The following is a 25,581-nucleotide window of genomic DNA, read 5'->3' as shown; positions in this document are numbered from 1 at the left end:
GAGTGAGGAGCAAGCGTGGATGTGGGCGAATACAAGAAAAGGCTATTGGCGTACTGCTCATAGCCCTATCTTGACAAAAGCCCTATCTAACGAGCGATTTAAGCGAGCTGGATATCTAAGTTTTAGCGAGTGTTATTCTGCGAAGTGACGTGTAAACTTTGGAAGCGCCGTATACCGAACGGTACGTACGGTGCTGTGGGAGGTCGGCTGGTCAAATAATGGCCAGCCTCCTACCCGATCTTGTGTTATATAATTAAATTAGAAATAACTATAACACATTTTTACTGGATTATGTTAATATATTATTTGTGTTATGTTTACAATTAAAGGGAGGTATTTTTGCATGACAATTCGTAAAGTGGGTGTTATCGGTGCTGGCGTAATGGGATTAGGTATAGCTCAAATGCTAGCTGAACACGGAATCGATGTTATTTTAATTGATAAGGAAGAGACCCTTTTAGAAAAGGCCAAAGAAAATTTAAATCATTCCCTAAATAAAGCAATCGAAAAATGGGGAATCACAGAAAGTGAAAAGAAAGTGATTTTATCCAAGATAACTTACTCTGTTAAGAAAGAATTACTTAAAGATGTTGAATTAGTAATCGAATCAGTAGATGAAATTTTAGAACTTAAAAAAGCAATTTTTAAAGAGATAGATCAAATCTGTAATCCTAATGCCATTTTTGCTACGAATACATCGACACTAAGTGTAACTGAGTTGGCAAGTGTAACAAGCAGACCTGAGAAGTTCATTGGTCTTAACTTTACATACCCTGTCGTTAAAAGAGAATTAGTCCAAATTGTTCGTGGATTGAAAACTTCAGATGAAACCTTTGCTATCTCTAAAACTTTTGTAGAACAAATGAATAAAACAGGTATTCAAGTCTTTGAAGCTCCTGGCTATGTAACTGTTCGTTTAATGATGCCATTGATTACTGAAGCGATAAATATCGTAATGGAAGGTGTTGCTTCAGAAGATGATGTAGACACCGCGATGAAGTTAGGTTTTGATTTTCCTTATGGACCATTAGAGATGGCCGATCGAATGGGACTTGATGCTGTATTGCGTGTGATGGAAGCAATGTACAAAGAGTATGGAGAAGTGAAGTATCGCCCTTCTTCTTTCCTAAAAAAATTAGTACGTGCAGGACATCTTGGTGAAAAAACTGGACAAGGCTTTTTTAAATATGAAAATGGAGAACGTGTAAAGTAAAGGAGAGGTTTTTCAGATGAAAATTTTTGTACTAAATTGTGGTAGTTCCTCATTAAAATACCAATTATTTGACATGCAAGACGAATCCGTTATTGCTTCAGGCAAAGTAGAAAGAATTGGAATGGAGGATGCGATATTAACGCATGAACCTACAGATAAAGAAGAAGTAAAGTTGGTAACTGAAATTCTTGATCATACTACGGCAATTGAAAAAGTGTTTGATTTCTTAGTTGACCCAAAACATGGCGTGATCAAAAATGTTACGGAGATTGAAGCAGTCGGTCATCGGGTTGTTCATGGAGGAGAAGTTTTTTCCGATTCTGTAAAAGTAGATGGACAAGTAAAAGCGGCGATCAAAGGAACTTTTGATTTAGCTCCATTACATAATCCTGCAAACCTTGTGGGAATAGAGGCAGTTGAAACTGTTTTGCCCAATGTACCCAATGTTGCAGTGTTTGATACTGCTTTTCATCAAACCATGCCTCAAAATGCCTTTATGTATGCATTACCTCGAATTCTTTATAAAAAGCATAAAATTAGAAGATACGGTTTTCATGGAACCTCCCATAAATATGTAAGTATGAAGGCAGCAGAATTTTTAAATAAACCATTGGAACAACTAAAAATCGTTTCCTGCCATATTGGAAATGGTGCTAGTGTTACAGCAGTAAATAAAGGTCAATCTATAGACACGAGTATGGGAATGACTCCTTTAGAAGGATTGATGATGGGGACAAGAAGTGGGGACATCGACCCTGCAATTATTCCATTTGTAATGGATAAAGAAGATTTAACTTTAAATGAAGTAAATTCTATGTTGAATAAACATAGTGGACTTATTGGGGTATCAGGAATTGGGAGTGATATGAGAGATATTGAAGAAAACATGGAAAAAAATGAATATGCAAAGTTAGCTTTTGATATGTACGAATATCGTATTAGAAAGTATATTGGTGCCTATGCTGCAGCTATGGATGGAATTGATGTATTGATCTTTACTGCTGGTGTAGGAGAGAACTCAAATTTGCTTCGAAAGGCAATTACTGACCATTTAAGTTATTTGGGTGTTAAAATTGATGATGAAATAAATAATACTCGTTCTAAGCAGATCAGAAGAATCAGCACACCAGAGTCCAAGGTTGAAGTACTTGTTGTACCTACAAATGAAGAACTTATGATTGCAAGGGACACCCTAAGAATAGTAAAATCAAGTAAATAAAAATATTTTACTATGGGGAGGATGTATCGATGCAATTAGCTAATCGGGTCATGGGTTTAACACCTTCATCAACTTTAGCTATTAACGCAAAGGCAAAAGAATTACGAAGTAAGGGAATGGATGTCGTGGGACTTGGTGCAGGAGAACCAGATTTCAATACACCAGACCACATCATTGATGCAGCTATTCAAGCAATGAAAAATGGTCAAACCAAATATACAGCTGCTTCAGGAATTCCAGAGTTAAAAGAGGCCATTATAGAGAAGTTTGCAAAGGATAATGGTCTACATTATCATTCAAACCAAATCATGGTAGCTTTAGGGGCAAAACATGCTCTTTATAATTTCTTTCAGGTGGTCTGTGACCCTGGAGATGAAGTAATCATTCCAGCACCATATTGGGTTAGTTATCCTGAACAGGTTAAGTTAGCGGAAGCTATTCCAGTTTACCTTGAAGGAAAAGAGGAAAATCAATATAAGATTACACCAGAACAGTTGGAATCGGCGATTACTTCGAAAACAAAAGCCCTGATTATCAACTCACCAAGTAATCCAACAGGTACCATCTATTCTCGCGATGAACTCATTGCAATTGCTGAGATTTGTAAAAGACATGATATCCTCATCGTTTCTGATGAAATTTATGAAAAATTAATCTATGATGGAATTGAACACGTCAGTATTGCTAGTTTAAGTGAAGATGCATTCAAACGTACGCTAGTTATCAATGGGGTATCTAAACCTTATGCAATGACGGGTTGGCGAATTGGATATGCTGCAGGGGACGCAACAATCATCAAAGCAATGACTAATTTGGCCAGTCATAGTACGTCAAATCCTGTTACTTTTGCACAATATGGTGCATTAGAAGCACTGGTAGGGCCTCAATCTGAATTAGTTGAAATGAGAAATGTATTTGAAAAAAGAAGAAATAAGGTACTGGAATTATTAGAGGAAATACCAAGTATAAAACCAATCAAGCCACTAGGGGCATTTTACATTTTTGTTGATGTAACAAAAAGTATCCAGGAGAAAAAATTCGCAAATGCTGATGACTGGGCAAATGCTTTATTAGAGGAAGCAAAGGTAGCCGTTGTTCCAGGTTCAGGGTTTGGTGCTCCTAATTTCATTCGTTTATCGTATGCAACTTCATTAGAGCAACTAACGGAAGCAGTGAAACGTATCAAAGAATTTGTGATGTCTTAAACATTCAGTCCATATCTATTGGAGGGGAAAGTCATTGTTAGCCACGATAAAGGATATCGCTCAATATGTTGAACAAGAAGTAAAACTTGGTGTATGGCTGTATAACAAACGCTCAAGCGGAAAAATTCAATTTTTACAACTTCGTGACGGAACAGGCTTTATTCAAGGTGTTGTTGTGAAAAACGAAGTTTATGAAGAAGTTTGGGAGTCTGCTACTCAATTAACCCAAGAAAGCTCATTGTATGTAACAGGAACTGTTCGTAAGGATGATCGATCTAACATTGGTTATGAAATCTTCGTAACTGGGATTGAAATCATTCAAATTGCTGAAGAATATCCAATCACTAAAAAAGAGCATGGTACTGATTTTTTAATGGATCATCGTCATTTATGGATTAGAACGCCTAGACAAAGAGCTATTTTAAAGATTCGAGGCGAAATTATTCGTGCTATTCAAGAGTATTTGGATCAAAATGGTTTTACATTGGTTGATCCACCTATTTTAACTCCGACTTCTGCTGAAGGAACGACTAATTTATTTCACACGAAATATTTTGATGAAGATGCTTATCTTTCACAAAGTGGTCAATTATACATGGAAGCAACAGCGATGGCCTTAGGCAGAGTCTATTCTTTTGGCCCAACCTTTCGTGCAGAAAAATCTAAGACTAGAAAGCATTTAATAGAATTTTGGATGATTGAACCTGAGATGGCCTTTATTGATCATGAAGAAAATCTTAAAATTCAAGAGGAATTCGTTTCACATGTTGTTCAATCCGTATTAAAAAATTGCAAGATAGAATTACAAACACTTGATAGGGATATTTCTAAGCTAGAAAAAGTTATGGCTCCTTTTCCACGGATTACGTATGATGATGCCATTAAATTTTTACAAGAAGAAGGCCATGAAATTCAATGGGGAGATGATTTTGGCGCACCTCATGAAACTGCAATTGCTGAAAAATATGAGAAGCCTGTTTTTATTACTCATTACCCTACTGAATTAAAAGCATTCTATATGAAACCAGATCCTAATCGCCCTGAAGTTGTTTTATGTGCAGATCTTATTGCCCCAGAAGGCTATGGAGAAATTATTGGCGGTAGCCAAAGAATTGATGATCCAAATTTGCTTGAACAACGATTTAAAGATCATCATCTATCGATCGATTCTTATAAGTGGTATTTAGATATTAGAAAATATGGTTCAGTACCTCATTCAGGATTTGGATTAGGATTAGAGCGCACAGTTGCATGGATTTGCGGTTTAGATCATGTAAGAGAAACCATTCCCTTCCCGCGTTTGCTCAACCGTTTATATCCATAATATGAAAATAGATAAGAACGTGATACTTTCTTTACATTTAAGAAAAGGTTTGTATATTCCATCGCGCTCCGTCATCCGTGCCCTTCTATAAATAAAGATTAAGGAGAGAAGGGCACTTCTGAAGGTCGCAGCTTATGGAATATACAAACCCCTAAATGACAAGTGGAAGAAAGTTATACTTTCTTTACATTTGAAAAAAGAGCACCTTTGGTGCTCTTTTTTGGTGTATACTAGCTTTGAGGTGTTTACTGTGATATTAAAACATGAATTATTTTTATCTATTTTACAAGAAGGGACAACTCCTATTTTTAACCAATTACTATCAAATTATAAAAAGATAGGTTTATCAGATCAAGAAATGATGTTAATTATACATATTCTATACTTTCAAAGTAAGGGGAAGCTATTTCCCAGTATTTCAGAATTGGAACAAAGAATGGCTTTGAAAACGGAAGAATTAGTTCGAATCTTGCAACGGCTTGTAAAACAAGGATATCTTCAAATTGATGAAATGAAAGATGAGACATCTGGAATTCTCTATGAGACGTATAACCTAACACCATTCTATTTAAAAATCATTGACCACTTTGAAAGAGAAATGCAAATGGACAGGATCGAGAAAAAGAAATCAGAAAAAGAATTAAAAGAAAATAATCTCTTTAAGGTTTTTGAACAGGAGTTTGGCAGACCGTTATCACCTATGGAAGTTGAATTGATCTCAGCTTGGTTAGACCAGGATCATTATTCTAACGAAATAATTCTATACGCATTGAAAGAGGCTGTTTTCTCAAATAAGTTAAATTTCCGGTATATTGACAAAATCTTATTCGAATGGCAGAAGAAGAATTTAAAGACCGTAGAACAGATAAAAGAACATACGAAACAGTTTAGGGTCAACCAAGATCAGAGTACTATAAGGCATACAAAAAAGAATGGAAACGAAAAATTTGAATTTTATAACTGGTTAGAGAATGACTCTTAATCCTTCTTGAATGCCCATGATGAATATGACCTGTTCTGCATTTCCATCATCTGGATCAAAATGAACTAAAATACCTAATGATTCAATTTCTCGATTCTCCTGTAACAAATTTAGATCTTTTTCCGAGAATTGGATTGTAATTAAATCGGAGAAAGCATTCCAATCGATGTGCAGTAAAACTTCTGTTTTTTTTTGATTGTCTAATCGTTCCCACAAAATAGGAGCATCCAAACTAATCATCTTTGGATGCGCTTCTCCTTGTTTTTGAATAAAATTTGAAAGTTTTTCACTTGAAATATAGAGGGTATTGGATTGAATAAAAAGATATTCTGGTGTAAAAATGGTTTCCATCATCTTCTTCCTTTCATATCATTTCATTGCATAAAAAGGTTATATCACAAGATGTCCTATATTCACAAGTGCACACATATTTTTTCTCATTTAAATGAAAGAGAGCCGTTAAAAGGCTCTCTTGATAATAAGATCACTTATTTGCAACTTGGTTTTGAAGAACATAATCCCCTTTAACTTCTACACCTTTTAATGTATCAGATACTGGGCATCTTTCTTCAACCATTTGCATCAACTTCTTAATTCGTTCTTCAGGAGAATCAGAGACGATTTCAATTTGATAACGAATTTGACTAAATCCTTTACGTACTTCTTTGTTAAAACCCAAGAAACCTTCAGGATCAAGATCACCAGTCACATGTACCTTGCATTCCTTAACGTCTACATGCGCAGCTTTACTAAATGCGCCAACAGTAATAGCCAAACATCCTCCTAATGCTGATAATAATAGTTCCACTGGATTCATTGCTTTGTCGGTACCACCAAGCTGTTCTGGTTCGTCCATGTGGACAGCAAACCCTCTAGAAATTGCTTCTACAAATAAACCTTCTTTCAAAGAAACAGTTGATTGAAACTCGGTCTTTGCCATTCATCTATACCTCCCAAATAAATGTGAAATTGATCACAATAACTATTTTAGCAAATTTAGTATATGAACTTAAAATTTAAATAAACAAATGTCATGATAAGTTCAAAAAAAAATTGAAGATTTATTGAATTTTATTTGAACATGTTGTAATTTAGATTTATCCTTTTACAAATATCAAAAAAGTCTATACAAATTATTAGAATATAGTTTAAAATTAAAATTGACTAAAAAAATACATAATGAAGAAGGGGGTCAATTTATGAAAAAATTTGCTTTTTTACTTGCCATTACTATGCTATTATCTATTGCTTTGGTTGGATGTGGTGACCAAGGTGGTAGCAATCAATTAATTATTGCCACTGGTGGAACCTCGGGTACTTATTATCCTTTAGGTGGTGGAATCGCACAGATCATTAAGGATAACACAGATATGGATGCTACTGCCCAAACAACAGGGGCTTCTGCTGAAAACATGCGTTTAATTGCAAGTGAAGAAGTTGACCTTGCTTTTACCCAGACAGATATTGCTGATTATGCTGTAAAAGGTACAGAGATGTTTGATAAACCAGTTGAAAATCTACAAGCAATTGCCTCATTATATAATGAAACGGTACAAATCGTATTACCAGCTGACAGCGATATCAAATCTGTTGCTGATTTAAAAGGTAGAAGAGTATCTGTTGGTGATGCTGGAAGTGGGGTTGAAGCTAACGCTAAACAAATTTTAGAAATCTATGGTTTGACATTTGATGATTTGCAAGCTGAACGTCTTTCTTTTGGTGATTCTTCACAGAAAATCCAGGATGGCCAATTAGATGCAGCATTTATAACAGCTGGTGCTCCAACTTCTGCAGTATCTGAACTATCAGCGACTAAAGGAGTAAAAATCTTAAATTTAAATGATGACAAAATTCAAGGGTTAATTGCTAAATACCCATACTACACAGAAGAAGTGATTCCTGCTGGAACCTATTCTGGCCAAAATGAAGATGTTAAAACTGTTGCTGTTAAAGCGATGTTAGTTGCACGTTCTGGTTTGTCTGAAGACCAAGTTTATAATATTACAAAAGCTTTATTTGAAAATTTAGGTGGATTAGTAGCCATTAACAAAAAAGCAGAGCAAATCAGTTTAGAAACTGCGACTCAAGGGATTAGTCTACCACTACATCCAGGAGCTGCAAAGTACTTCGAGGAAAAAGGCATTAAATGATGCCATTCTTACATTCTAAACCGAGGTGGCACCTGTTACCTCGGTTTTTCTTTCATCCTCCATTCATGATTCTAATCATTTTACTAATTATCATTCTAATTTTAATCAATATACCGTTTTTTCCAATGTTAGTTCTTACAGATGGTCAAACTGATCAAGTTCTTGAACGTTTTTCTTTGCAAAATAACAACAAGTTTTCGATTCTATATATTCATTCAATACACCGAACGCCTGTTCAAGAGTTTTATCATGTTGATAAACAATTAAATATTGTCCTTGATAAAGTCATTTTTGAAAGCTATGGGGTTGGAATCCCATCTGAAATAGAAAATGGAGAGAAATTTAAGATAGAGAATGGTAAATTTATTCTCGACTCCATTCATCGTGTATTTCCATATTTTGATCAAAGGGTTGGGCAAGTGATCGCCAACCACAAATTATTGATCCAAAATAAAGAACTCCCACTTTCAAAGTTAACAGTGCCAGGTCATTGGATCCGATTTGAAGCAACGAAAAGCAACTTAGTACAGTGGATAAAAGGGAGGGATAGGAATGAGTCATGACATTCAACATTTATCACAAGAAGAAGTTCATCAACTATTAACAAAGTATGATCGTGAATCAGCTTTTTATCAGTATAAGGGATTAATGAAGTGGATCGTTACCATTTTAGCTATTAGTTTCTCAATCTTCCAAGTTTATGCATCTTTAACAGGAAACTTACCTTCACAGCTTTTAATTACAATCCATCTAGCATTTGGGTTAAGTTTAATTTATATTTTATTTCCAACAAAGAAATATATAAAACTTGATTTCCCCATATTAAATATTTTTGTAAAAATATTAGATATTATTTTGCCTATTTTAGGTGCATCTGTCGGGCTTTATTGGGTATATGAATATGATGGATTAGTCATGAGAGCAGGAAATTATAACAAACTAGATTTCATTATTGGATTATTAGCTGTTCTATTGGTACTCGAAGCTTCAAGAAGAGTAGTGGGTATTCCAATTACGTTGATTGCTGCACTCTTCTTGATTTATGCAAAGTTTGGAAATTATTTTCCTGGTTTTCTAGCCTTTCGTGGTCTCTCATGGGAAAGAATTATCTCCCATATGTATTTCACACTTAATGGAATCCTAGGAACACCCTTATGGGTTTCAGCTAAATTTATTTTTTTGTTCTTATTGTTTGGCGCTTTTTTAGAGAAAACAGGAGTTGGTCAATACTTTAATGATCTGGCATTATTGATTGCTGGTAGAAGAGTAGGGGGGCCAGCCAAAGTTGCTGTTTTCTCAAGTGCATTACAAGGTACAATTAGTGGTAGTTCAGTTGCTAATGTTGTTACCTCTGGTTCATTTACCATTCCAATGATGAGAAAATTAGGTTATCGTCCTGAATTTGCCGGAGCAGTAGAAGCTGCTGCTTCTACTGGTGGTCAAATTATGCCACCTATTATGGGGGCAGCAGCATTTTTGATGGCAGAGTTTATTGGATTATCTTATTGGGAGATTGCAAAAGCTGCTGCAATCCCTGCTATTTTATATTTTGCTGGGATTTGGATCATGGTACATTTTGAAGCAAAACGTACTGGTCTACGTGGACTAACAAAGGAAGAATTACCAGATAAAAAGGAAATCTTAAAGAAACTTTATTTGTTAATACCTCTATTTGTGATCATAGGATTTTTAATGATGGGAAGGTCACCCATTTTTTCCGCGATTAGTGGAATTGTTTCCGTTATTATTGTTGGCCTTATCGGTATGCTGTTAGGTCATAATAATATGAAAATAAAAGATCTTTTTCTTGCATTAGAAGACGGTGCGAAGTCTGCTTTAGGTGTTGTGGCTGCGACTGCGGCTGCAGGTATGATCGTTGGTACCGTGACCTTAACTGGATTAGGACTTAAATTTGCAAATGGTTTAATCGACCTTGCAGGTGGAATTCTTATTCCAACCTTAATCTTGACAATGATCTCCTCAATTATTCTGGGCATGGGGTCTCCAACAACTGCAAATTATATCATTACATCAACGATTGCAGCGCCAGCTATTATCACATTAGGGAAGCCTGCTTTAGCAGCTCACATGTTTACCTTCTATTTTGGTATTGTTGCAGACATCACTCCACCAGTTGCTTTAGCCGCTTTTGCCGCATCTGGCATAGCAGGTGGAAAACCAATTCGTACTGGAGCAGAAGCTACAAGGTTGGCAATTGCAGCCTTTATCATTCCCTATATCTTTGTACTATCTCCTGAATTGCTTTTAATTGATACGAACTTCTGGAAAACTCTTTTAATTATTACAACTGCTAGTATTGGAATGCTTGGAATAAGTGCTGGGTTAATGGGTTATTGGTTAAGACATTTGAATTGGTTAGAACGAATTTTAGCAATACCTGCAGGATTATTATTGATTGTTCCAGGTATCTGGACTGATACTGTAGGCTTAGGAACGTTGGCTATTCTCTTAGTTATTCAATATCTGACGAGAAATAAGGATATAAAAAAAGGAAGATTAGGAACATCTTCATAAACAAAGAAAAAGAAAGTCCATCATTGATGGGCTTTCTTTTTTGTAAGTTCATATTTGATCAATTGAAATTAGCAAAATTAGAGACGAACAGTTAAGCAGAAACAATCTCAGTATTCAATTCAAATTTAGCGTTAATACCAACACCATGTCTTAAAGTATCACTTACAGGACATTTTTGTTCAGCCATCTCGATTAAACGATGAATACGGCTTTCTGGAGCATCTGAAGAGATATGAATATTAACACGAATTTCAGTAAAGCCACTACGTGCGTTTGGATCATTTCCCATAGCACCCATGGGATCAAAGTCACCTTCAACATCAACCTTAAGATCTTTGATATCGATGTGAAAAGCTTTAGAAAACATGGTAATTGTAATCGTTAGGCAACTTCCTAATGCAGAAAGTAATAATTCAACAGGAGTCATGCCTAAATTGCTACCGCCCATTTGTTGTGGCTCGTCAACAATGACTTTAAATCCGCGAGACTCTGCTTCAACCTTAAGCCCATCTTTAAGAGTAACAGTAGAACGCATAACTTGATTTGCCATATTAAATGCCTCCCCCTAAATATTTAACTTTATTTTTAGTTTGTGAATAATTCCACAATGAAAGTATACTAGAATTAGTATTAAATTAAAATATCTAAAATGAAGAGTTTGAAAATTTGTCATAAAAAATTTGTCTAATTTGTGAATATTTTAACCTTCTAAGTATGGTTAACCATTCTATTTTTTTCTTTTTTTTATTAAAATAGATGTATCAACTAGTAATTACAATGAGAGGGGTCTTTTTAAGTTGAAACAAGTAGTTAAATTCGTATATGATTTTAGATTGGGAATTAATATTCCTCAATTTGATAAAGATTGGGAAGAATATTCTACATTAGAACAAAGTTATATTATTGATCGCTGGGAACAGGAGCGCGCTAAGATCCCAGATCGAATTAAACTGGTAGAAAAGGAAATTATGGAGAAACAAGAACTTATGTTTGAGATGAGCTTCGAAGAATATTGTAAAGTTCATGAAGAAATTGTGGATAAGGCTAGCGTAATCAATGAATTAAACATCTGGTTTAGAACACAGGGAGAGGTTACAGAAAAAAGTATGAACGAATAGAGAATTTGATTAACACCATTTAATGTAGAGAAAGGTGTATTATAGATGAAACTTATTTTTGCCACTACAAATTCTGAAAAATTAATTGAAGCAAAAATGGCTTTAGCACCCTTTGGCTTTGAGGTAGAGGGTGAATCGTTTCCATTTAAAGAACCAACCGAAGGAACGATGGAATCTATTGCAAGGTATAAATTATCTCAAATTGAAGATAGAGAGGAACCTGTATTTGTAGATGATTCAGGTATTTTTTTTGAAGCATATCCTAACTTCCCTGGTATTTTAACGAAAAGAATTTTTAACTTAGTTGGGTATAAAGGAATTGAAAAACTGTTAAAAGAGGAGAATAGGTCAGCTTATTTTCACGGGGTCATTGCAATGAAATGGAGAAATGAAATAAAGGTATTTCATGGAGAACTACATGGTAAAATTACCAACTTGATTCCAAACGATTTGCCAATCGACCTTAAATTCCCTTTTGATCCTATTTTTATACCCAATGGATATAACAAGGTTTTAGGAGAGATGCCAATTGAAAAAAGAGTATTTCTCTCTTATCGAAGAATTGCGTTAGAAGAGATGGGGAAATGGTTAAAAAACCAACTCGTTGTAGATAAAACTTCGTGAAACGAAAATTCCGATAATGATAAATAAATAGAAGAAAAGAAAATCGAGGATAATTGTGTTTTTTTACATGATTTTTAATTATTTTTAAACAAATTTTCAATTCGTTTTTAAACCGGTTTCGTATTATACTGTTGCTATAACTCTGAAAGGTTAGGGAACTAAATGCATTATCCGTACGAGATCGTCCAAAAAAACAAACATTATAGTATTTTAAATGGAGCTTATTCAACGATCGCCAATACTTATACTGGTTTCATTTCGTTATATGCAATTAATATTCTTCATGCCAATAATCAACAAGTTGGTTTAATTAATTCACTCCCAGCTATCGTTAGCTTAATCACAACGGTGATTGGAGGCTATTGGTTTAGCCGACAAGAAATGAAACGAAAAGTATGCGGAATAGGGATTTTATCGACGAGGTTTTTCCTCTTACTTTTTGCCCTCATTCCATTTCTTCCATTATACCAAGCATGGGTCTTAGTGATCTTAATTGGTTTAATGAATGTACCTGGAAGTTTAACAAACCTTTCCTGGCAATCTTTAATCGGGGATTTAATCCCAGAGAAAGAGAGAGGACTTTTCTTTAGTAACCGTAATCGGATCTTAACTATTGTAGGAATGGTATCTACCGCATTAGTAGGTTGGATTTTAAATCATTTTAATACAACGAATCCATATCCATTTCAAATTCTCTTTTTTGTTTCTTTTTTATTTGGTTTATTGGAAGCATACTATCTATTCAAACATGTTGAACGAAAGGAATATAGTCTTATCGATTCAACTAAATCCAAACATTTATTGACAGCGATGAAAGAAAGTATCTCAGAGAAACCATTTCTTTTTTTTCTTTTAAGTTCAATGCTTTTTAATTTCGGCTGGCAAATGGCTTGGCCTTTATTTAGTATCTATCAGATTAAAACAGCAGGAGCTACTGCAGTCTGGTTAAGTTTATTTACTGTTACAAATCAATTATCACAGATTCTCACCTATACTTGGTGGGGAAGAATGTCTGAACGATTCGGTAATTCAGTGATGCTCTTTATTGCTTCAGCAGGGATGGCATCTGCTCCTTTTTTAACTGTACTTTCTACCAATTTAGTCTACTTAACAATGACGAATTTATTTACTGGTGCATTTCTAGCAGGGACGAACTTTTTGTTATTTAATCAATTATTGGGTGTTTCGCCAGGGAAGAATCGTTCTTCTTATATTACTTTATACACCATTGTTATTGGTTTTATCGGTTTTATTTCACCCCAAATTGGTGTTTGGCTATTATCATTGACCGGCATGTTTTGGGCTATGAATATATCATCAGTCATTCGTTTATTAGGAGCTTTTGCCTTTTTTGTCGTTGCTTTTAAATTTGAAAAGGATCGTATTCCAGCAATACTTCGTCATTAGACGGGGTATTTTTTTATACATCATTATTGTGGGCTATTTTAATACTTGTATACGAACGTGAATTCGATGTAAACTAGAAAAAGAGAAGTTAAATTTTTCATGGAGGGTATAAATGTCTACATTTCGTTTTATCCACACTGCAGATCTTCATTTAGATACACCATTTAAGGGATTAGTCCATATACCTAAGCATTTACATCAACAAATTCAACAATCTACTTTCAGGGCTTTTGATCAAATTATCGATTATTGTATTAAGTATCAAGTAGATTTTTTGCTTATTTCTGGAGATGTTTTTGATGTGGAGGAACATAGTTTAAAAGCATTGCTTCATTTTTACCAAGGACTTAAAAAGTTAGATGAACATGGAATACAAAGTTATATTATACATGGTAACCACGACCCAGCAGATCAGATAAAGTCTTCATTTGATTGGCCAAAGAGCGTTCATTTTTTTCCTTCTGACAAAGTGGAAGTCTATTCCTTTATTAAAGAGCAAAAAGAATTAGTTCGAATATATGGACGTAGTTTTCCAACAAAGTCATTTAGAGAAAATATCGTTCCTGAGTATAAGAAAAAAGAGTCTGCTGAAGGAATATTCCATATCGGTTTACTACACACCAATCTAGATGGAAACCCTGAGCATGATACATATGCGCCTACTACAACGCAAGAACTACTTTATTCTGACATGGATTATTGGGCTTTAGGTCATATCCATAAAAAGCATGTGGTTTCTAATTCCACGCCTGTGATCGTTTACCCTGGGAATCCACAAGGCCGCCATATGAAAGAAACAGGTACTAAAGGGTGTGTACTGGTTGAAGTTGATCGTCAAAAAGTTCAAACGATGAAATGGATCGAAACCTCACAGATTAAATGGGACGAAGTAGTGATCGATATTACCTCAATAGAGAACATGAATCGTCTTATGGATCATATTCAGGAAAAGATAGATGGGATGATGCAAACCTCTCAAGTTCCAATGATTCTCCGAATTTCTTTGATTGGCGAGTCGGACTTACATTTCGAGTTACATGAAGATGGAAAAAAGGAAGAAATGGTTGAAATATTAAACCAAAACTATATCGTTCAAAGTCAATGGACATGGATAGAATCGATTCAATTAAAAACCACGCCTTATTTTCAGATTGAAGACTATTTAGAAAAAGGTTCCTTTTTGGTTGATTATCTAGAACAATTAACACTTGCAAAAGAACAAATGGATGTAACTGTAATAGAAAAAGAATTGGGTCATGAACTATTTAAAAACCGTAGCTTAAAAAATCATTTTACCTCTTTTTCTAATGAAGACATAGATAACATTTTTGAAAAAGCTAAACATTTAGCCATTCACTTTTTCACTAGGGAGGAGAGAAATTCTTGATCATTAAAAAATTATATATCTATGGGTTTGGAAAACTGAATGATCTAACCATTGAACTTCACAATGGAATCAATGTGATAGAAGGGATGAATGAGTCTGGAAAAAGTACGATGATGGCGTTTATTCGTTCTATTCTTTTTGGTTTTGAAGGAAGAAAAAATGCTCATCTTCGGTACGAACCAATTCATGGGGGCAAATTTGGAGGGACCATTGAAATCGTTGATGTAAATAACCAATCTTATCGAATTGAACGAATTCAGTCGCAAAAGGTATCTGGAGATGTAAAAGTTTATCTTCCTAATGGAGAAGTAGCAGGGGAAGAGGTTTTGCCACAACTCATTGGAAAAGTTAACGAAAAGGTATATAAGCAAATCTTTTCTTTTGGTTTAACAGAGTTGCAACAAATCGATTCGCTTCAAGATGAAGAAATAAATAGTTTTATCTATCATACAGGTACAGGATCAGCAAGCCAAATTTTGAAAATGAAGCAGACGCTTGAACAGAAACAGCAACAACTATTTAAAATGGGCGGTAAAAAACCTGAAATAAATTTGATCTTGGCAGAGATGGATCGTATTTATCTATCTAAAGAAAAATTAAAGCAAAAATATGATCAATATCAAACATTGATCTTGAAAATAAAAAGTCTAGAAGAAGAAATAGTTGAGAACGAATTACAAATGGAAAGAATAAAAAAGAATACGCTATGGTTAGAGAAAGTTGTCCAATCCTATGATACTTACATTCGACTGAATCTTTTGCAAGAACAACTTAAGGAGTATCCTAATCCTTTTCTATTCCCAGAAGACGGAATGAGCAGATTAAAGACATTAGAAGAAAAATGTTTAGATTTAGAAGTAGAAAAAGAGAATGTATTAAATAGGAAACTAGAAGTAGAAAAGGAACTTGAAAATTTCTATGAAAATCCTTTTCTTGAAGAAAATAAGGATAAAATTCAACATTTTAAGAATCAATTAAATAAATATCAAGAAAATCAAAGGGAATACCAGAGTTTATCGCAAGAAAAGGAAAGCTTACACGAACAAATAAATGATATGTTAAAACAATTGGGGCCAACTTTTTCAAAAGAAAAAGTACAATTGATTGAATTTTCTATTCAAGATAAACAATTTTTACAAGAATACTCACTACAAATACAAAGCAAACAAAGAGAACTAGAAAGCGTAAAACAAAGAATCGAAGATAAGGAGCTAAGGAAGATTCATCTTGAAGATTCTATATATTCTTTAAAAGAACATGTCTTTTCTGAGCAAAAAGCTGATAAGCTCGAAGAAATATATCCGGTCATAAAAAAGAATTGGAATGACCTTAAGGAAAAGGAATGGCAAAAAACACAATTAGAACAACAAAGGAATGTATACCAGCATCAACAAGATCATTCAAATTCTTTTCAAAGCAATGGAATTCTCCTTATTATGGTAGGAATTTTCTTGTTAGGTAGTATTGTACTTTTCTATTTTAAAGAATGGCTACCAGCAAGTCTATTATTATTCTTTAATGTCATTCTGTTAACTTTACATTATCAACAAAAACTACACGTTAATCAGGGAAGAAAATTGAATGTCTCAATGACCCAGCTAGATGAGCAACTTGAAGACCTTCAAAATCAAATCACTACGATCTTGAATAAGTCAATTCCACTTATTGAAAACTATGGTTTTGAGGTTCTCGATGAGTTCACAATAAACAAAATAGAAGAGTTAAGGGCAAAAGCAATTTCACAAAAAGGACAATTAGATGAGAAAAAGGCTCATCTTGAAGAAATAAATAAAGAAAGAAGAGGAATTCGGGTAGAACTTTCTACTTTACAAAAAGTTCGTCAGCATTTAGAAAAGGACTTAACTACCTTACAGAAAAACTGGAAGGACTGGTTTTTTCAACACCATTTTGATGAGGTATTGTCACCATTGGTCGTCTTTGATATCATCGCAACAATACAGAGAGTAAAAGAATGGATCAAGAAAGAAGAAAGTTTAATAAAAAAAATAGATTTTGTTAAAAAAGAAATTGTTGAATATGAAAAAAAAAGTAAAGAATTATTAGAAATTGTTGGGTTAAACGGCAAATCTATTGAAGAAGGGATTTTTCAATTAAATGAACGCTTAAATGATCATCTGCAGGCAAAGCAAAACCATCAGATTTTATTAGAAAAGTTCGATGGGTGGAAAGAACAGCTGGAGATGTTGGAAAATAAAATAAAATCGATTTATGATCAAATTGAAGAACTAATCAATTATGCAGAGGTTAAAGATAAAGAAGAATTTTATCATAAAGCAAAGAATTTTGAACATTATCAAATCCTTTTGAATGAAAGTAGACAACTCACTACTTTATTAAAATTAAGTTGTAAGACTGAAGAGGAATACCAGCGATTGTTAAAAACTCTTGAAACTGAAAATAAAGAGGAGATCATGGCAAAACTTGTTCAGTTTAAAGACGAGATAGAAAAAAGATCAACCTTAAATAAACAATTGTTAGAAGAAAAAGGAGAATTACAAAACCAAATTAAAGAGCTTGAAGAAGATCAAACCCTTACAGAACTAAACCAAAGTTATGTAGAAATGCAATCTCAGCTTCATCAAAAGGTAAAAGAATGGATGACGATCACGCTAGCAAAACAGATCATGGAAAAAGCGATGAGTCGCTATGAAAAAGAAAAACAGCCACAGGTGATGAAAAGGGCTTCACATTACTTATCGTTATTAACGGATGGAGAATACCAACAAGTCTATGTTCCCATCAATAGTCATTCTGTTGAAGTTATTAGAAAAGATGGACAAAGATTTATGCCTCAGTTTTTAAGCCGGGGTACGATCGAACAGCTATTCTTAGGGTTGCGTTTTGCACTTGTTGAAGAATTTTCTAATCAATATTTTCTTCCAATTATTTTAGATGACATTTTCGTAAATTTTGATCCTAGAAGATTAGAACTATCTATCCAGGCATTAGAGATTCTGGCAAAGCAGCATCAAGTTATTTTTTTCACTTGCCACCCACATGTTACAAGAAAAATAGGAGCACTTATTAAGGAAATCAAACAGATATCACTAAATCATTATTCTTCAAGTGGTATCATATAGTTTCTTTTGGTAAACAGATAAAAATTCTCCATGTAAATGTTTATACAAGATTTTACGATATATTATATGTTACTAGGACGGCTCACTAAATAAATAAAAAGTTTAAAATGTGCTTTCAAAATAAATTGGGAGCCGTTAAAATGGAATAGTTAAATAGAAACTGCAATCGTTAAAAAAGGTGACATCAATGAAAAAGATTTTTAACTACCCAATCTCTATTTGGATTTTGGCAATCGGAATGACTATCAATGTGACGGGTAACTCTTTTCTATGGCCTTTAAATACCATTTATATAACAAAAGTCTTACACCAATCGATGTCTATTGCTGGTATCGTTTTAATGCTACAACAAGCAACTGGTATATTAGGAAATTTGATTGGTGGCTGGTTATTTGATAAATGGGGCGGTAAGAAAACGATTATTACTGGAATCTTACTATCTGTCATTACTGTTTTAGCATTGTCAGTCTTTAATCAGTGGACGATTTATGTCATACTGATGCTGATTTTAGGCTTTAGTAATGGACTAGTTTTTCCTTCTATGTATGCAATGGCTGGTTCTGTGTGGCCTGAAGGAGGAAGAAGAGCCTTTAATATGATTTATGTGGCTCAAAACTTTGGAGTGGCATTAGGGTCTACTCTTGGAGGGTTGATTGCACAGATTTCTTTTTCCCTTATCTTTATCGTCAATGCTTTAACGTTTATTCTTTTTCTCCTTCTGGTGTTATTTGGTTTTAACAAGGATCAATGGCAAGAGGTTTCTGACAATACAATCGGACATCGTGATCTAATCGGGAACGAAAGTATGATCAAGAACCAACTTAGTCATTTTATTGCCCTGATGGTGATCTCGTTAGCATTTATCTTATCATGGATTCCTTATGTACAATGGCAAACAAGTCTATCAGCGTATATTTCAAGCATAGGTATCCCATTATCTAAATACACATTACTATGGACAATCAATGGGGCTTTGATTGTTCTTGGACAACCATTGGTTAATTACATTACTAAGTTTCTTTTACGAACCATTAAAAAACAATTGCTGATTGGAATGATCATTTTTGTTTTTTCCTTTTTATTGTTATATCAGAATAAAAGTTATTTCGGATTTGTATTGGCTATGGTCATAATGACATTAGCAGAAATGCTAGTTTGGCCAGCCGTTCCCTCTGCAGCAGCCAATTTAGCACCGGAGGGAAAAGCTGGATTTTATCAAGGGGTTATTAGTAGTGCCGGAGCTGGTGGAAGGATGCTAGGCTTTTTAATTGGTGGTTGGCTTTATGATCATACTACGATGGATGTACTGATCATCATTATGATATCCTTCTTTGTCATATCAGGATTAATCTTTTCCAATTATGATCGAGGACTGAAAATGAAGGGAAGAAAACGCTATGCCCAATGTATGGACCCATAACCTATTTGGGGAGCACTTGGATAAAGAAATTGGGTACGACTTTTTAGAACATAAAGAGATTTACTACCTAGGTTGCCAAGGGCCTGATCCTTTTTTCTACCATCATTTTTGGCCATGGAGAAAGGATAAGTCAGTAACGAAGATTGGTAGTTTACTTCATAAGAAACACTGTGGTTCATTTCTGGTAGAGATGGTTCAATATTTAAAGCAACACCCAGACCCGTTATTAAAAGCATATGTTTTTGGTTTTGTTAGCCACCATCTTTTAGACCGAAATACTCATCCCTATATTGTTTATCGTTCAGGAGAAGAGGGAAATAAACATCAAAAGTTAGAGATTATGATAGATACCTTAATGATGAAACGTTTTAAAGGAGTTGACACTTGGAAGACACCCGTTTTTAAAGAAATTGATGTAGGCAAAAATCTACCATCTCAGATCCAGCAAATGCTAATCTATTTAATTAAAAAAGTTCATGCTGAAAAAAGACCTGATTTACAATTGGTGATTAATCAATCCTATCAGGATATGATAAAAGCTTTAAAGTTTTTATTTGACCCAACAGGGATTAAACATATACTGCTAGGGGAGATGGTTTCGCCATTTTCTTACAGCAAAAAGATCCCGAATAAAGACTTTCTCAATCTTCAACATACTGAGTGGTTTCACCCTACAAATGGAATTGAAGGAAGTAAAGAAAGCTTTCTGGATCTTTTTGATCGAGCTAAACAGGAAGCAATTCCAATCTATCAATGTATAGAAGATTATCTTCGTGGTATCAAACCAATTGAACAAATGAAGTCACTGATTGGAAATGTGTCCTATGAGACAGGAAAACCTTGTGATGCCAAGCTGGAAAATCAATTTTTTGAGCTCATCTTATAAAAAATTGTTCTTTTTACAAAAGGTGACTTTTGTGATTACCTTTCTTACCTTATTTATTAAATCATAAGAAGGAATGAGCAAAGGAGCACGGTACAAAGTACAATTTCATAATAAAAAATACTATTTTCTACAAAACTCTGAAAGGCTACAGCAAGTTTACTACTTTTGCTTGTTGTTGGCCTTTTTTTAGGTCTACTTTGGTTAAAAGCCATATTCCAACGACAAAGAATAAAACGAGAGAAACGATACCAAAACGACTAGAGCCTGTTAGTTGACCTACAATAGCAAAAAGGAAAGGCCCGAATATAGAAGCAAATTTGCTTGAGATTCCATAAAAGCCAAAGAATTCAGCAGTTCGATGAACTGGAACCAAACTGCCATAGATCGAACGACTGATGGCTTGACTTCCTCCCTGAACCAAACCAACAGCAGAAGCCAAGATATAAAAGTGGACAGTCGAAGTCATAAAATAACCAAAAATGACGATGATAACATAAATCCATAATGATAAGTATAAAGACTGCTTAGAACCGATTTTCCCAGCTAATTTTCCAAATAAAAGAGAGAAGGGAATACCTACAAACTGAGTGATCAATAAGGCAGCAATTAAATCTGAAGTCCCAATCCCAATTTCTCTACCATAAATGGTTGCCATTTTGATAATGGTACTAATCCCATCATTATATAACCAAAAAGCAATGAGGAATTTTACTAATTCCTTATAATGGTTGATTTCTTTAAAAGTCGTTATCACACGACTTAATCCAATAATTAGGTAGGATTTCTTTGTAGAGTTTTGTTGATCTGTCTTCTTTTCATTTACAAATTTAAATAAGGGCAATGAAAAAATAAGCCACCAAGTACCGACAGTTAAGAATGAGAGTTGAGTTGCTGTCGTAGCATCAGGAATATGAAATAATTCCGGTTTTTGGATCATTGTTAGATTAACTAATAATAAGAAACCTCCACCAATATATCCAAATGCATAACCTCTAGATGAAACATTATCCATTTCCTCTAAAGGAACAATCTCAGGAAGAAAGGCATCGTAAAAAACGTTTCCTCCAGAAAATCCGATCATTCCTAATATATAAAGAAAGGAAACCAAGAGATAATCTCCTTTATCTGTAAAAAAGAGTAAACTTGTTGCAATCGCACCCATATAGACAAAAAATCGTAAAAACTGTTTTTTGGAACATGTATAATCAGATATAGCTCCTAAGATTGGGGCAAGAATTGCAACAATCAACATCGCAATCGATTGAGTATATCCCCAATAAGCGGTAGCTGTCGTCTTCTCTAGTGTGATCCCTGCTATATCTGTGTAATAAATCGGTAAAACGGCGGCCATAATTGTTGTTGCAAATGCAGAATCTGCCCAATCATACATGGTCCAGCCAAAGATTGCTTTTTTTCTATCCATAAAGTTCCTCCACGTCCCTTTTTTCCAATCATATCATGTAATTAAACGAAAAGAATCGGTTGCATCATTAAATTTATATAAAATTTACATTAACGTTGGAGAATCAAATTTCACCATGATCCCTTGCATTAGCTTGAAGAGCGATCTGGGCAGTCACACAAATGTTTGCGTGAAATTAGTGTCATTTTTTGTTGGATTTATTTTTTTATAATTTTTCAAAAAACTATTGTCTTTAAGAGTTTTATAAATTAAAATAACAATCAAATATTTTACGAAATTCAGTAGTAAAATTTCAAATTATTGATTAAATAAGCCGCTTTTTATATGTATTAGTCCTAATATCATTACTAAAATTTAAAATATAGTTTGAGGAGAGGAAATGGAATGGTGCAAACATATACCTTAGATGAACTGGATAAAGAAATGATTAAGCTTCTATCGAAGGATGGAAGAATGGCTTTTACAGAGATTGCAAATCAATTAAATGTATCAGAAAAAACAATACGTGTAAGATATAAGAACCTTGTTGAGAACCAAATTCTTGAGGTTGTAGGAATAGTAAATCCAATTTCTCTTGGGGTCAAAACGGGAGCAATTATTCAAATAAGCGTGCAGCCAAATACGCTTGATCATGTAATTGATGAACTTCGGTCTTTTCGAGAAATCCGATACATTTCTTTTGTTTCTGGGGAATTTCAGTTGCTTACTCAAGTTAATGTACATACCTATGAGGAATTAACAGAGACGCTAAAAAAGGTTAATAGAATTGCAGGAATTATGCATGTGAATGTAATGGTTCAACTCGAGGTATATAAAAATTCATTCGAGTATTTATAAGGTATGTTTTTTTAAGCCATTTTTATTATTCTTAACAACAATTGTATATTGATATTGAGGCTACTATCAAAGAAGAAGCGGAAAGAGATGATATAGTTTAAAACTTGGTGCAGGGGTAGGAATAAAGATGATGGACTTCAGTTTGATTGCTCATCCAATGATAAAAAATAACTTTAGATGAAAATACAAAAATTGAATTTTAGAAAGGAAGTAGGATCATGAAAATCTATATTTCAGTGGACATGGAAGGGATTTCAGGTGTAGCGACAAACATGCAATTGAAGAAAAATGATGAGTATCATCGTTTTCGCAAACTAATGACACAGGATGTAAATGCCGCAATAGAAGGTGCCTTTCAAGGGGGAGCAACAGAAGTAGTAGTAGCGGATGGTCATGGAAATATGTCAAATATTCTGATTGAGGATCTTGACCCAAGGGCTCGCTTAATTTCTGGAAATAATCGCGTCATGTGCCAAATGGAAGGTATTGATGATAGTTTTGATGGTGTATTCTTTGTTGGCTATCATGGGCGGGAAGGTGGTTCCGAACGTTCTGTAATTAGTCATACCTTGGCAGGGGTAGCTGTAAATGAAATGCGAATCAATGGTAAGGTAGTTGGAGAAAGTGAATTAAATGCTGGTGTTGCAGGATTTTATAAAGTTCCAGTTCTACTTGTTACAGGGGATGACATAGTAACCTCAGAAGTAAAAGACACATTACCCAATGTTGAAACAGCTATTGTTAAGCGTGGAATTGACCGTTTTGCTGCGGAATTATTATCACCGGATAATGCTCACGAGTTGATAAGGAAAAAAGCTAAAAATGCTGTAAAAAATGCAAGCCAAATCAAACCATATGTTGTCCAAGGTCCAGTTATATTTGAAATTGAGTTTAAGGGGAGCAATCAAGCACTAATGACAACAACGATTCCTTCAGTTGAATTAATAAACCCTAAAACCATTCGCTTTACTTGTGATGATTATGTAACAGCATACAAAATGATGTGGGGATTAGTGATCATTGGTATGTCAGCAACAAATGGGGTTTTAGGACATGCCAATGCTTAAACTAAATAAATGTATAAAAAAGAGGAGGAAAATCAATTGAAAAGGTTATTATTTTCATTCTTAGTTATCGTTTTATTCGTTGTTCCAGTTTTAACTGCATGTGGAAATACTGCAAAGCAAACATCTTCAGAAACAGGAAGTACCACAAACAATATTAAACAAGAGATTACGTTAAATGCAATGAGTGAACCGCCGACTTTAGATCCAGCATTAGCAACCGATACTACTTCAGGTTGGGTAATTGAACATCTTTTTGAGGGTCTATATACCACAGACAAAAATGGTGATATAGTCAAAGGAGCAGCCAAAGATGTTCAAGTTTCTGAAGATGGGAAAACTTATACCATCACCATTCGTGATGATGCAAAATGGTCAGATGGAGATCCACTAACAGCATATGATTTTGAATATGCTTGGAAACGTGTTCTAAACCCAGAGACTGCAAGTGATTTTGCTTTTTATTTATATTACATTAAAGGGGCAGAAGCGTATAATAGTGGAGAGGCAACTGTAGATCAAGTTGGAGTAAAAGCGATAGATGACCATACATTAGTCGTGGAATTAGAAGAGCCAGTTGGTTTTTTTGATAAAATGTTAACATTTTGGGTTTACTTCCCTGTGAAAAAATCTCTTGTTGAAGAGAATAAAGATTGGGCAGCAGAAGCGGAAACTTTGGTGAGCAATGGTGCTTACAAGTTAACTAGTTGGATCCATGACTCAGAAGTAGTGATCGAAAAGAATGATCAGTACTATAACAAAAATGAAATCACAATGGAAAAAGTAACATGGGTGATGATCAATCAAGCCACCACCTATTATCAAATGTATAAAGGTGGACAAATTGACTTGATTCAAAGTATCCCCGCTGATGCGATTCAAACTGAAAAATCAAATGAGGAATTTAAAATCACACCTTTATTTGGAACATATATGTTTATGTTTAATGTCAAAAAGCAACCATTTAATAATCCAAAAGTACGAGAGGCTTTTAACTTAGCAATAGATCGAGAAGCCATTACTAATCATATTACATTATCTGGTGAAACACCAGCATACGCCTTTGTTCCTTATGGTGTTAAAACGCCTTCAGGAGAAGATTTTCGTGCACAAAAAGAAGCTTATTTAAAGAAAGACTTAGAAAAAGCAAAACAATTAATCCAAGAAGCAATGCAAGAAGAAGGTTGGACAAAGTTTCCTGAGGTGACTTTAATTTATAACACCTCTGAAAATCACAAGAAGATTGCAGAAGCAATTCAGGATATGCTTAAGAAAAACTTAGGGATTGAAATTACTTTAGAAAATCAGGAATGGAAAGCCTATTTGGAAAGAACAAATTCATCTGACTTTCAAATGGCTCGCATGGGTTGGGTTGGAATTTTCTTAGATCCATCTGTCATTCTGGATTATTTTCTAGGTGATAGTCCTAATAATAGAACATTATGGATAAGTGAGAAATATGATGATTTATTACATAAAGGAAAAGTAGAACAAGACCAGACCAAACGGATGGAATATTTACATCAAGCAGAAGAAGTATTGATGCAAGAACTCCCATTCATGCCAATCTACTTCTATTCCAATAATTATCTCACATCGAAAAAGTTTGAGGGAATTGTGTATCCTTATAACCGCTATCCAAATGTCCGTTGGGCAAAAAAAATTGCTGAATAAAGGAAAGTAGAA

The 25,581-nt window shown here is 34.3% G+C and carries 22 protein-coding genes; 18 read left to right on the top strand and 4 right to left on the bottom strand.

Annotation, left to right across the window (positions count from 1 at the left end; all coding sequences use genetic code 11):
* Nucleotides 1–343 precede the first annotated feature (343 nt).
* The 5 genes from BEN26_RS11185 (at nt 344) to BEN26_RS11165 (ending at nt 5,943) form a co-directional block, all read left to right on the top strand.
* Entirely contained in the window at nt 344–1,213 is an 870-nt protein-coding gene (locus tag BEN26_RS11185) for a 3-hydroxyacyl-CoA dehydrogenase family protein (RefSeq protein WP_069798033.1), read from the top strand.
* A 16-nt stretch (nt 1,214–1,229) separates the two neighbouring features.
* A complete protein-coding gene (locus BEN26_RS11180) occupies nt 1,230–2,432 on the top strand; it encodes an acetate/propionate family kinase (protein ID WP_069798031.1) in 1,203 nt (400 codons plus the stop codon).
* Between the two features lie 29 nt (nt 2,433–2,461).
* On the top strand, nt 2,462–3,637 hold the full coding sequence (locus BEN26_RS11175; RefSeq protein WP_069798029.1) for a pyridoxal phosphate-dependent aminotransferase: 1,176 nt from the start codon (nt 2,462–2,464) through the stop codon (nt 3,635–3,637).
* 34 nt (nt 3,638–3,671) lie between these two features.
* On the top strand, nt 3,672–4,961 hold the full coding sequence (gene asnS / locus BEN26_RS11170) for an asparagine--tRNA ligase (RefSeq protein ID WP_069798027.1): 1,290 nt from the start codon (nt 3,672–3,674) through the stop codon (nt 4,959–4,961).
* 250 nt (nt 4,962–5,211) lie between these two features.
* Nucleotides 5,212–5,943 carry a DnaD domain protein gene (locus tag BEN26_RS11165; protein ID WP_069798025.1) on the top strand — a complete coding sequence of 244 codons (732 nt, stop codon included), beginning with the start codon at nt 5,212–5,214 and terminating at the stop codon, nt 5,941–5,943.
* On the opposite strand, the gene BEN26_RS11160 is transcribed toward BEN26_RS11165, so the two are convergent.
* Nucleotides 5,926–6,294, bottom strand: coding sequence for a hypothetical protein (locus BEN26_RS11160; protein ID WP_069798023.1), 369 nt, complete (start codon nt 6,292–6,294; stop codon nt 5,926–5,928). The two genes, BEN26_RS11165 and BEN26_RS11160, sit on opposite strands and share 18 nt — an antisense overlap.
* Nucleotides 6,295–6,427: 133 nt before the next feature.
* A complete protein-coding gene (locus BEN26_RS11155) occupies nt 6,428–6,883 on the bottom strand; it encodes an OsmC family protein (protein ID WP_069798021.1) in 456 nt (151 codons plus the stop codon).
* A gap of 259 nt (nt 6,884–7,142) precedes the next feature.
* Here BEN26_RS11155 and BEN26_RS11150 point away from each other — a divergent pair, with 259 nt between their 5' ends.
* Genes BEN26_RS11150 through BEN26_RS11140 form a run of 3 tightly spaced genes read left to right on the top strand, consistent with a single transcriptional unit; the run spans nt 7,143 to nt 10,628 of the window.
* On the top strand, nt 7,143–8,093 hold the full coding sequence (locus tag BEN26_RS11150) for a TAXI family TRAP transporter solute-binding subunit (RefSeq protein WP_068724299.1): 951 nt from the start codon (nt 7,143–7,145) through the stop codon (nt 8,091–8,093).
* On the top strand, nt 8,090–8,656 hold the full coding sequence (locus BEN26_RS11145) for a DUF1850 domain-containing protein (RefSeq protein ID WP_069798019.1): 567 nt from the start codon (nt 8,090–8,092) through the stop codon (nt 8,654–8,656). The genes BEN26_RS11150 and BEN26_RS11145 overlap by 4 nt, the downstream gene beginning before the upstream one ends.
* On the top strand, nt 8,646–10,628 hold the full coding sequence (locus BEN26_RS11140; protein ID WP_069798017.1) for a TRAP transporter permease: 1,983 nt from the start codon (nt 8,646–8,648) through the stop codon (nt 10,626–10,628). The genes BEN26_RS11145 and BEN26_RS11140 overlap by 11 nt, the downstream gene beginning before the upstream one ends.
* A 91-nt stretch (nt 10,629–10,719) precedes the next feature.
* Here the strand turns inward: BEN26_RS11140 and BEN26_RS11135 are convergent, their stop codons facing one another.
* On the bottom strand, nt 10,720–11,178 hold the full coding sequence (locus tag BEN26_RS11135; RefSeq protein ID WP_068724295.1) for an OsmC family protein: 459 nt from the start codon (nt 11,176–11,178) through the stop codon (nt 10,720–10,722).
* 247 nt (nt 11,179–11,425) lie between these two features.
* On the opposite strand from BEN26_RS11135, the gene BEN26_RS11130 reads away from it, so the two are divergent.
* The 7 genes from BEN26_RS11130 (at nt 11,426) to BEN26_RS11100 (ending at nt 20,571) form a co-directional block, all read left to right on the top strand.
* Entirely contained in the window at nt 11,426–11,746 is a 321-nt protein-coding gene (locus BEN26_RS11130) for a hypothetical protein (protein WP_069798015.1), read from the top strand.
* A gap of 45 nt (nt 11,747–11,791) precedes the next feature.
* Complete coding sequence (locus BEN26_RS11125) at nt 11,792–12,370, top strand: non-canonical purine NTP pyrophosphatase (RefSeq protein WP_069798014.1); 579 nt, start codon at nt 11,792–11,794, stop codon at nt 12,368–12,370.
* A 162-nt stretch (nt 12,371–12,532) separates the two neighbouring features.
* Nucleotides 12,533–13,777, top strand: coding sequence for an MFS transporter (locus tag BEN26_RS11120; protein WP_069798012.1), 1,245 nt, complete (start codon nt 12,533–12,535; stop codon nt 13,775–13,777).
* Between the two features lie 112 nt (nt 13,778–13,889).
* A complete protein-coding gene (locus BEN26_RS11115; protein ID WP_069798010.1) occupies nt 13,890–15,164 on the top strand; it encodes a metallophosphoesterase family protein in 1,275 nt (424 codons plus the stop codon).
* Nucleotides 15,161–18,265, top strand: a complete 3,105-nt coding sequence (locus BEN26_RS11110) for an ATP-binding protein (RefSeq protein ID WP_069798008.1) — start codon at nt 15,161–15,163, stop codon at nt 18,263–18,265. The genes BEN26_RS11115 and BEN26_RS11110 overlap by 4 nt, the downstream gene beginning before the upstream one ends.
* A gap of 187 nt (nt 18,266–18,452) precedes the next feature.
* Nucleotides 18,453–19,685 carry an MDR family MFS transporter gene (locus BEN26_RS11105; RefSeq protein ID WP_069798006.1) on the top strand — a complete coding sequence of 411 codons (1,233 nt, stop codon included), beginning with the start codon at nt 18,453–18,455 and terminating at the stop codon, nt 19,683–19,685.
* Nucleotides 19,663–20,571, top strand: coding sequence for a zinc dependent phospholipase C family protein (locus BEN26_RS11100; protein ID WP_069798004.1), 909 nt, complete (start codon nt 19,663–19,665; stop codon nt 20,569–20,571). The genes BEN26_RS11105 and BEN26_RS11100 overlap by 23 nt, the downstream gene beginning before the upstream one ends.
* A 145-nt stretch (nt 20,572–20,716) precedes the next feature.
* Here the strand turns inward: BEN26_RS11100 and BEN26_RS11095 are convergent, their stop codons facing one another.
* A complete protein-coding gene (locus BEN26_RS11095) occupies nt 20,717–21,994 on the bottom strand; it encodes an MFS transporter (RefSeq protein WP_069798002.1) in 1,278 nt (425 codons plus the stop codon).
* Nucleotides 21,995–22,378: 384 nt separating this feature from the next.
* Here BEN26_RS11095 and BEN26_RS11090 point away from each other — a divergent pair, with 384 nt between their 5' ends.
* From BEN26_RS11090 to BEN26_RS11080, 3 genes are all read left to right on the top strand, one after another.
* Nucleotides 22,379–22,831 (top strand): Lrp/AsnC family transcriptional regulator, encoded by a 453-nt coding sequence (locus BEN26_RS11090; RefSeq protein WP_068724271.1) that lies wholly within the window; start codon nt 22,379–22,381, stop codon nt 22,829–22,831.
* 218 nt (nt 22,832–23,049) lie between these two features.
* Nucleotides 23,050–23,898, top strand: a complete 849-nt coding sequence (locus tag BEN26_RS11085) for a M55 family metallopeptidase (protein WP_069798000.1) — start codon at nt 23,050–23,052, stop codon at nt 23,896–23,898.
* 36 nt (nt 23,899–23,934) lie between these two features.
* Nucleotides 23,935–25,569 carry a peptide ABC transporter substrate-binding protein gene (locus tag BEN26_RS11080; RefSeq protein WP_069797999.1) on the top strand — a complete coding sequence of 545 codons (1,635 nt, stop codon included), beginning with the start codon at nt 23,935–23,937 and terminating at the stop codon, nt 25,567–25,569.
* The last annotated feature ends 12 nt before the right edge of the window (nt 25,570–25,581 follow it).

This window comes from Tepidibacillus sp. HK-1 (assembly GCF_001748485.2).
Classification (GTDB): Bacteria; Bacillota; Bacilli; order Tepidibacillales; family Tepidibacillaceae; genus Tepidibacillus_B; species Tepidibacillus_B infernus.
This window is presented reverse-complemented; position numbering and strand designations above follow the sequence as displayed.

Coding starts and splice junctions, on each gene's coding strand:
- BEN26_RS11135 (WP_068724295.1), bottom strand. CDS start 11,178: ATGGCAAATCAAGTTATGCGTTCTACTGTTACTCTTAAAGATGGGCTT.
- BEN26_RS11120 (WP_069798012.1), top strand. CDS start 12,533: ATGCATTATCCGTACGAGATCGTCCAAAAAAACAAACATTATAGTATT.
- BEN26_RS11175 (WP_069798029.1), top strand. CDS start 2,462: ATGCAATTAGCTAATCGGGTCATGGGTTTAACACCTTCATCAACTTTA.
- BEN26_RS11160 (WP_069798023.1), bottom strand. CDS start 6,294: ATGGAAACCATTTTTACACCAGAATATCTTTTTATTCAATCCAATACC.
- BEN26_RS11155 (WP_069798021.1), bottom strand. CDS start 6,883: ATGGCAAAGACCGAGTTTCAATCAACTGTTTCTTTGAAAGAAGGTTTA.
- BEN26_RS11085 (WP_069798000.1), top strand. CDS start 23,050: ATGAAAATCTATATTTCAGTGGACATGGAAGGGATTTCAGGTGTAGCG.
- BEN26_RS11125 (WP_069798014.1), top strand. CDS start 11,792: ATGAAACTTATTTTTGCCACTACAAATTCTGAAAAATTAATTGAAGCA.
- BEN26_RS11185 (WP_069798033.1), top strand. CDS start 344: ATGACAATTCGTAAAGTGGGTGTTATCGGTGCTGGCGTAATGGGATTA.
- BEN26_RS11105 (WP_069798006.1), top strand. CDS start 18,453: ATGAAAAAGATTTTTAACTACCCAATCTCTATTTGGATTTTGGCAATC.
- BEN26_RS11180 (WP_069798031.1), top strand. CDS start 1,230: ATGAAAATTTTTGTACTAAATTGTGGTAGTTCCTCATTAAAATACCAA.
- BEN26_RS11095 (WP_069798002.1), bottom strand. CDS start 21,994: ATGGATAGAAAAAAAGCAATCTTTGGCTGGACCATGTATGATTGGGCA.
- BEN26_RS11150 (WP_068724299.1), top strand. CDS start 7,143: ATGAAAAAATTTGCTTTTTTACTTGCCATTACTATGCTATTATCTATT.
- BEN26_RS11115 (WP_069798010.1), top strand. CDS start 13,890: ATGTCTACATTTCGTTTTATCCACACTGCAGATCTTCATTTAGATACA.
- BEN26_RS11090 (WP_068724271.1), top strand. CDS start 22,379: ATGGTGCAAACATATACCTTAGATGAACTGGATAAAGAAATGATTAAG.
- BEN26_RS11140 (WP_069798017.1), top strand. CDS start 8,646: ATGAGTCATGACATTCAACATTTATCACAAGAAGAAGTTCATCAACTA.
- BEN26_RS11145 (WP_069798019.1), top strand. CDS start 8,090: ATGATGCCATTCTTACATTCTAAACCGAGGTGGCACCTGTTACCTCGG.
- BEN26_RS11100 (WP_069798004.1), top strand. CDS start 19,663: ATGCCCAATGTATGGACCCATAACCTATTTGGGGAGCACTTGGATAAA.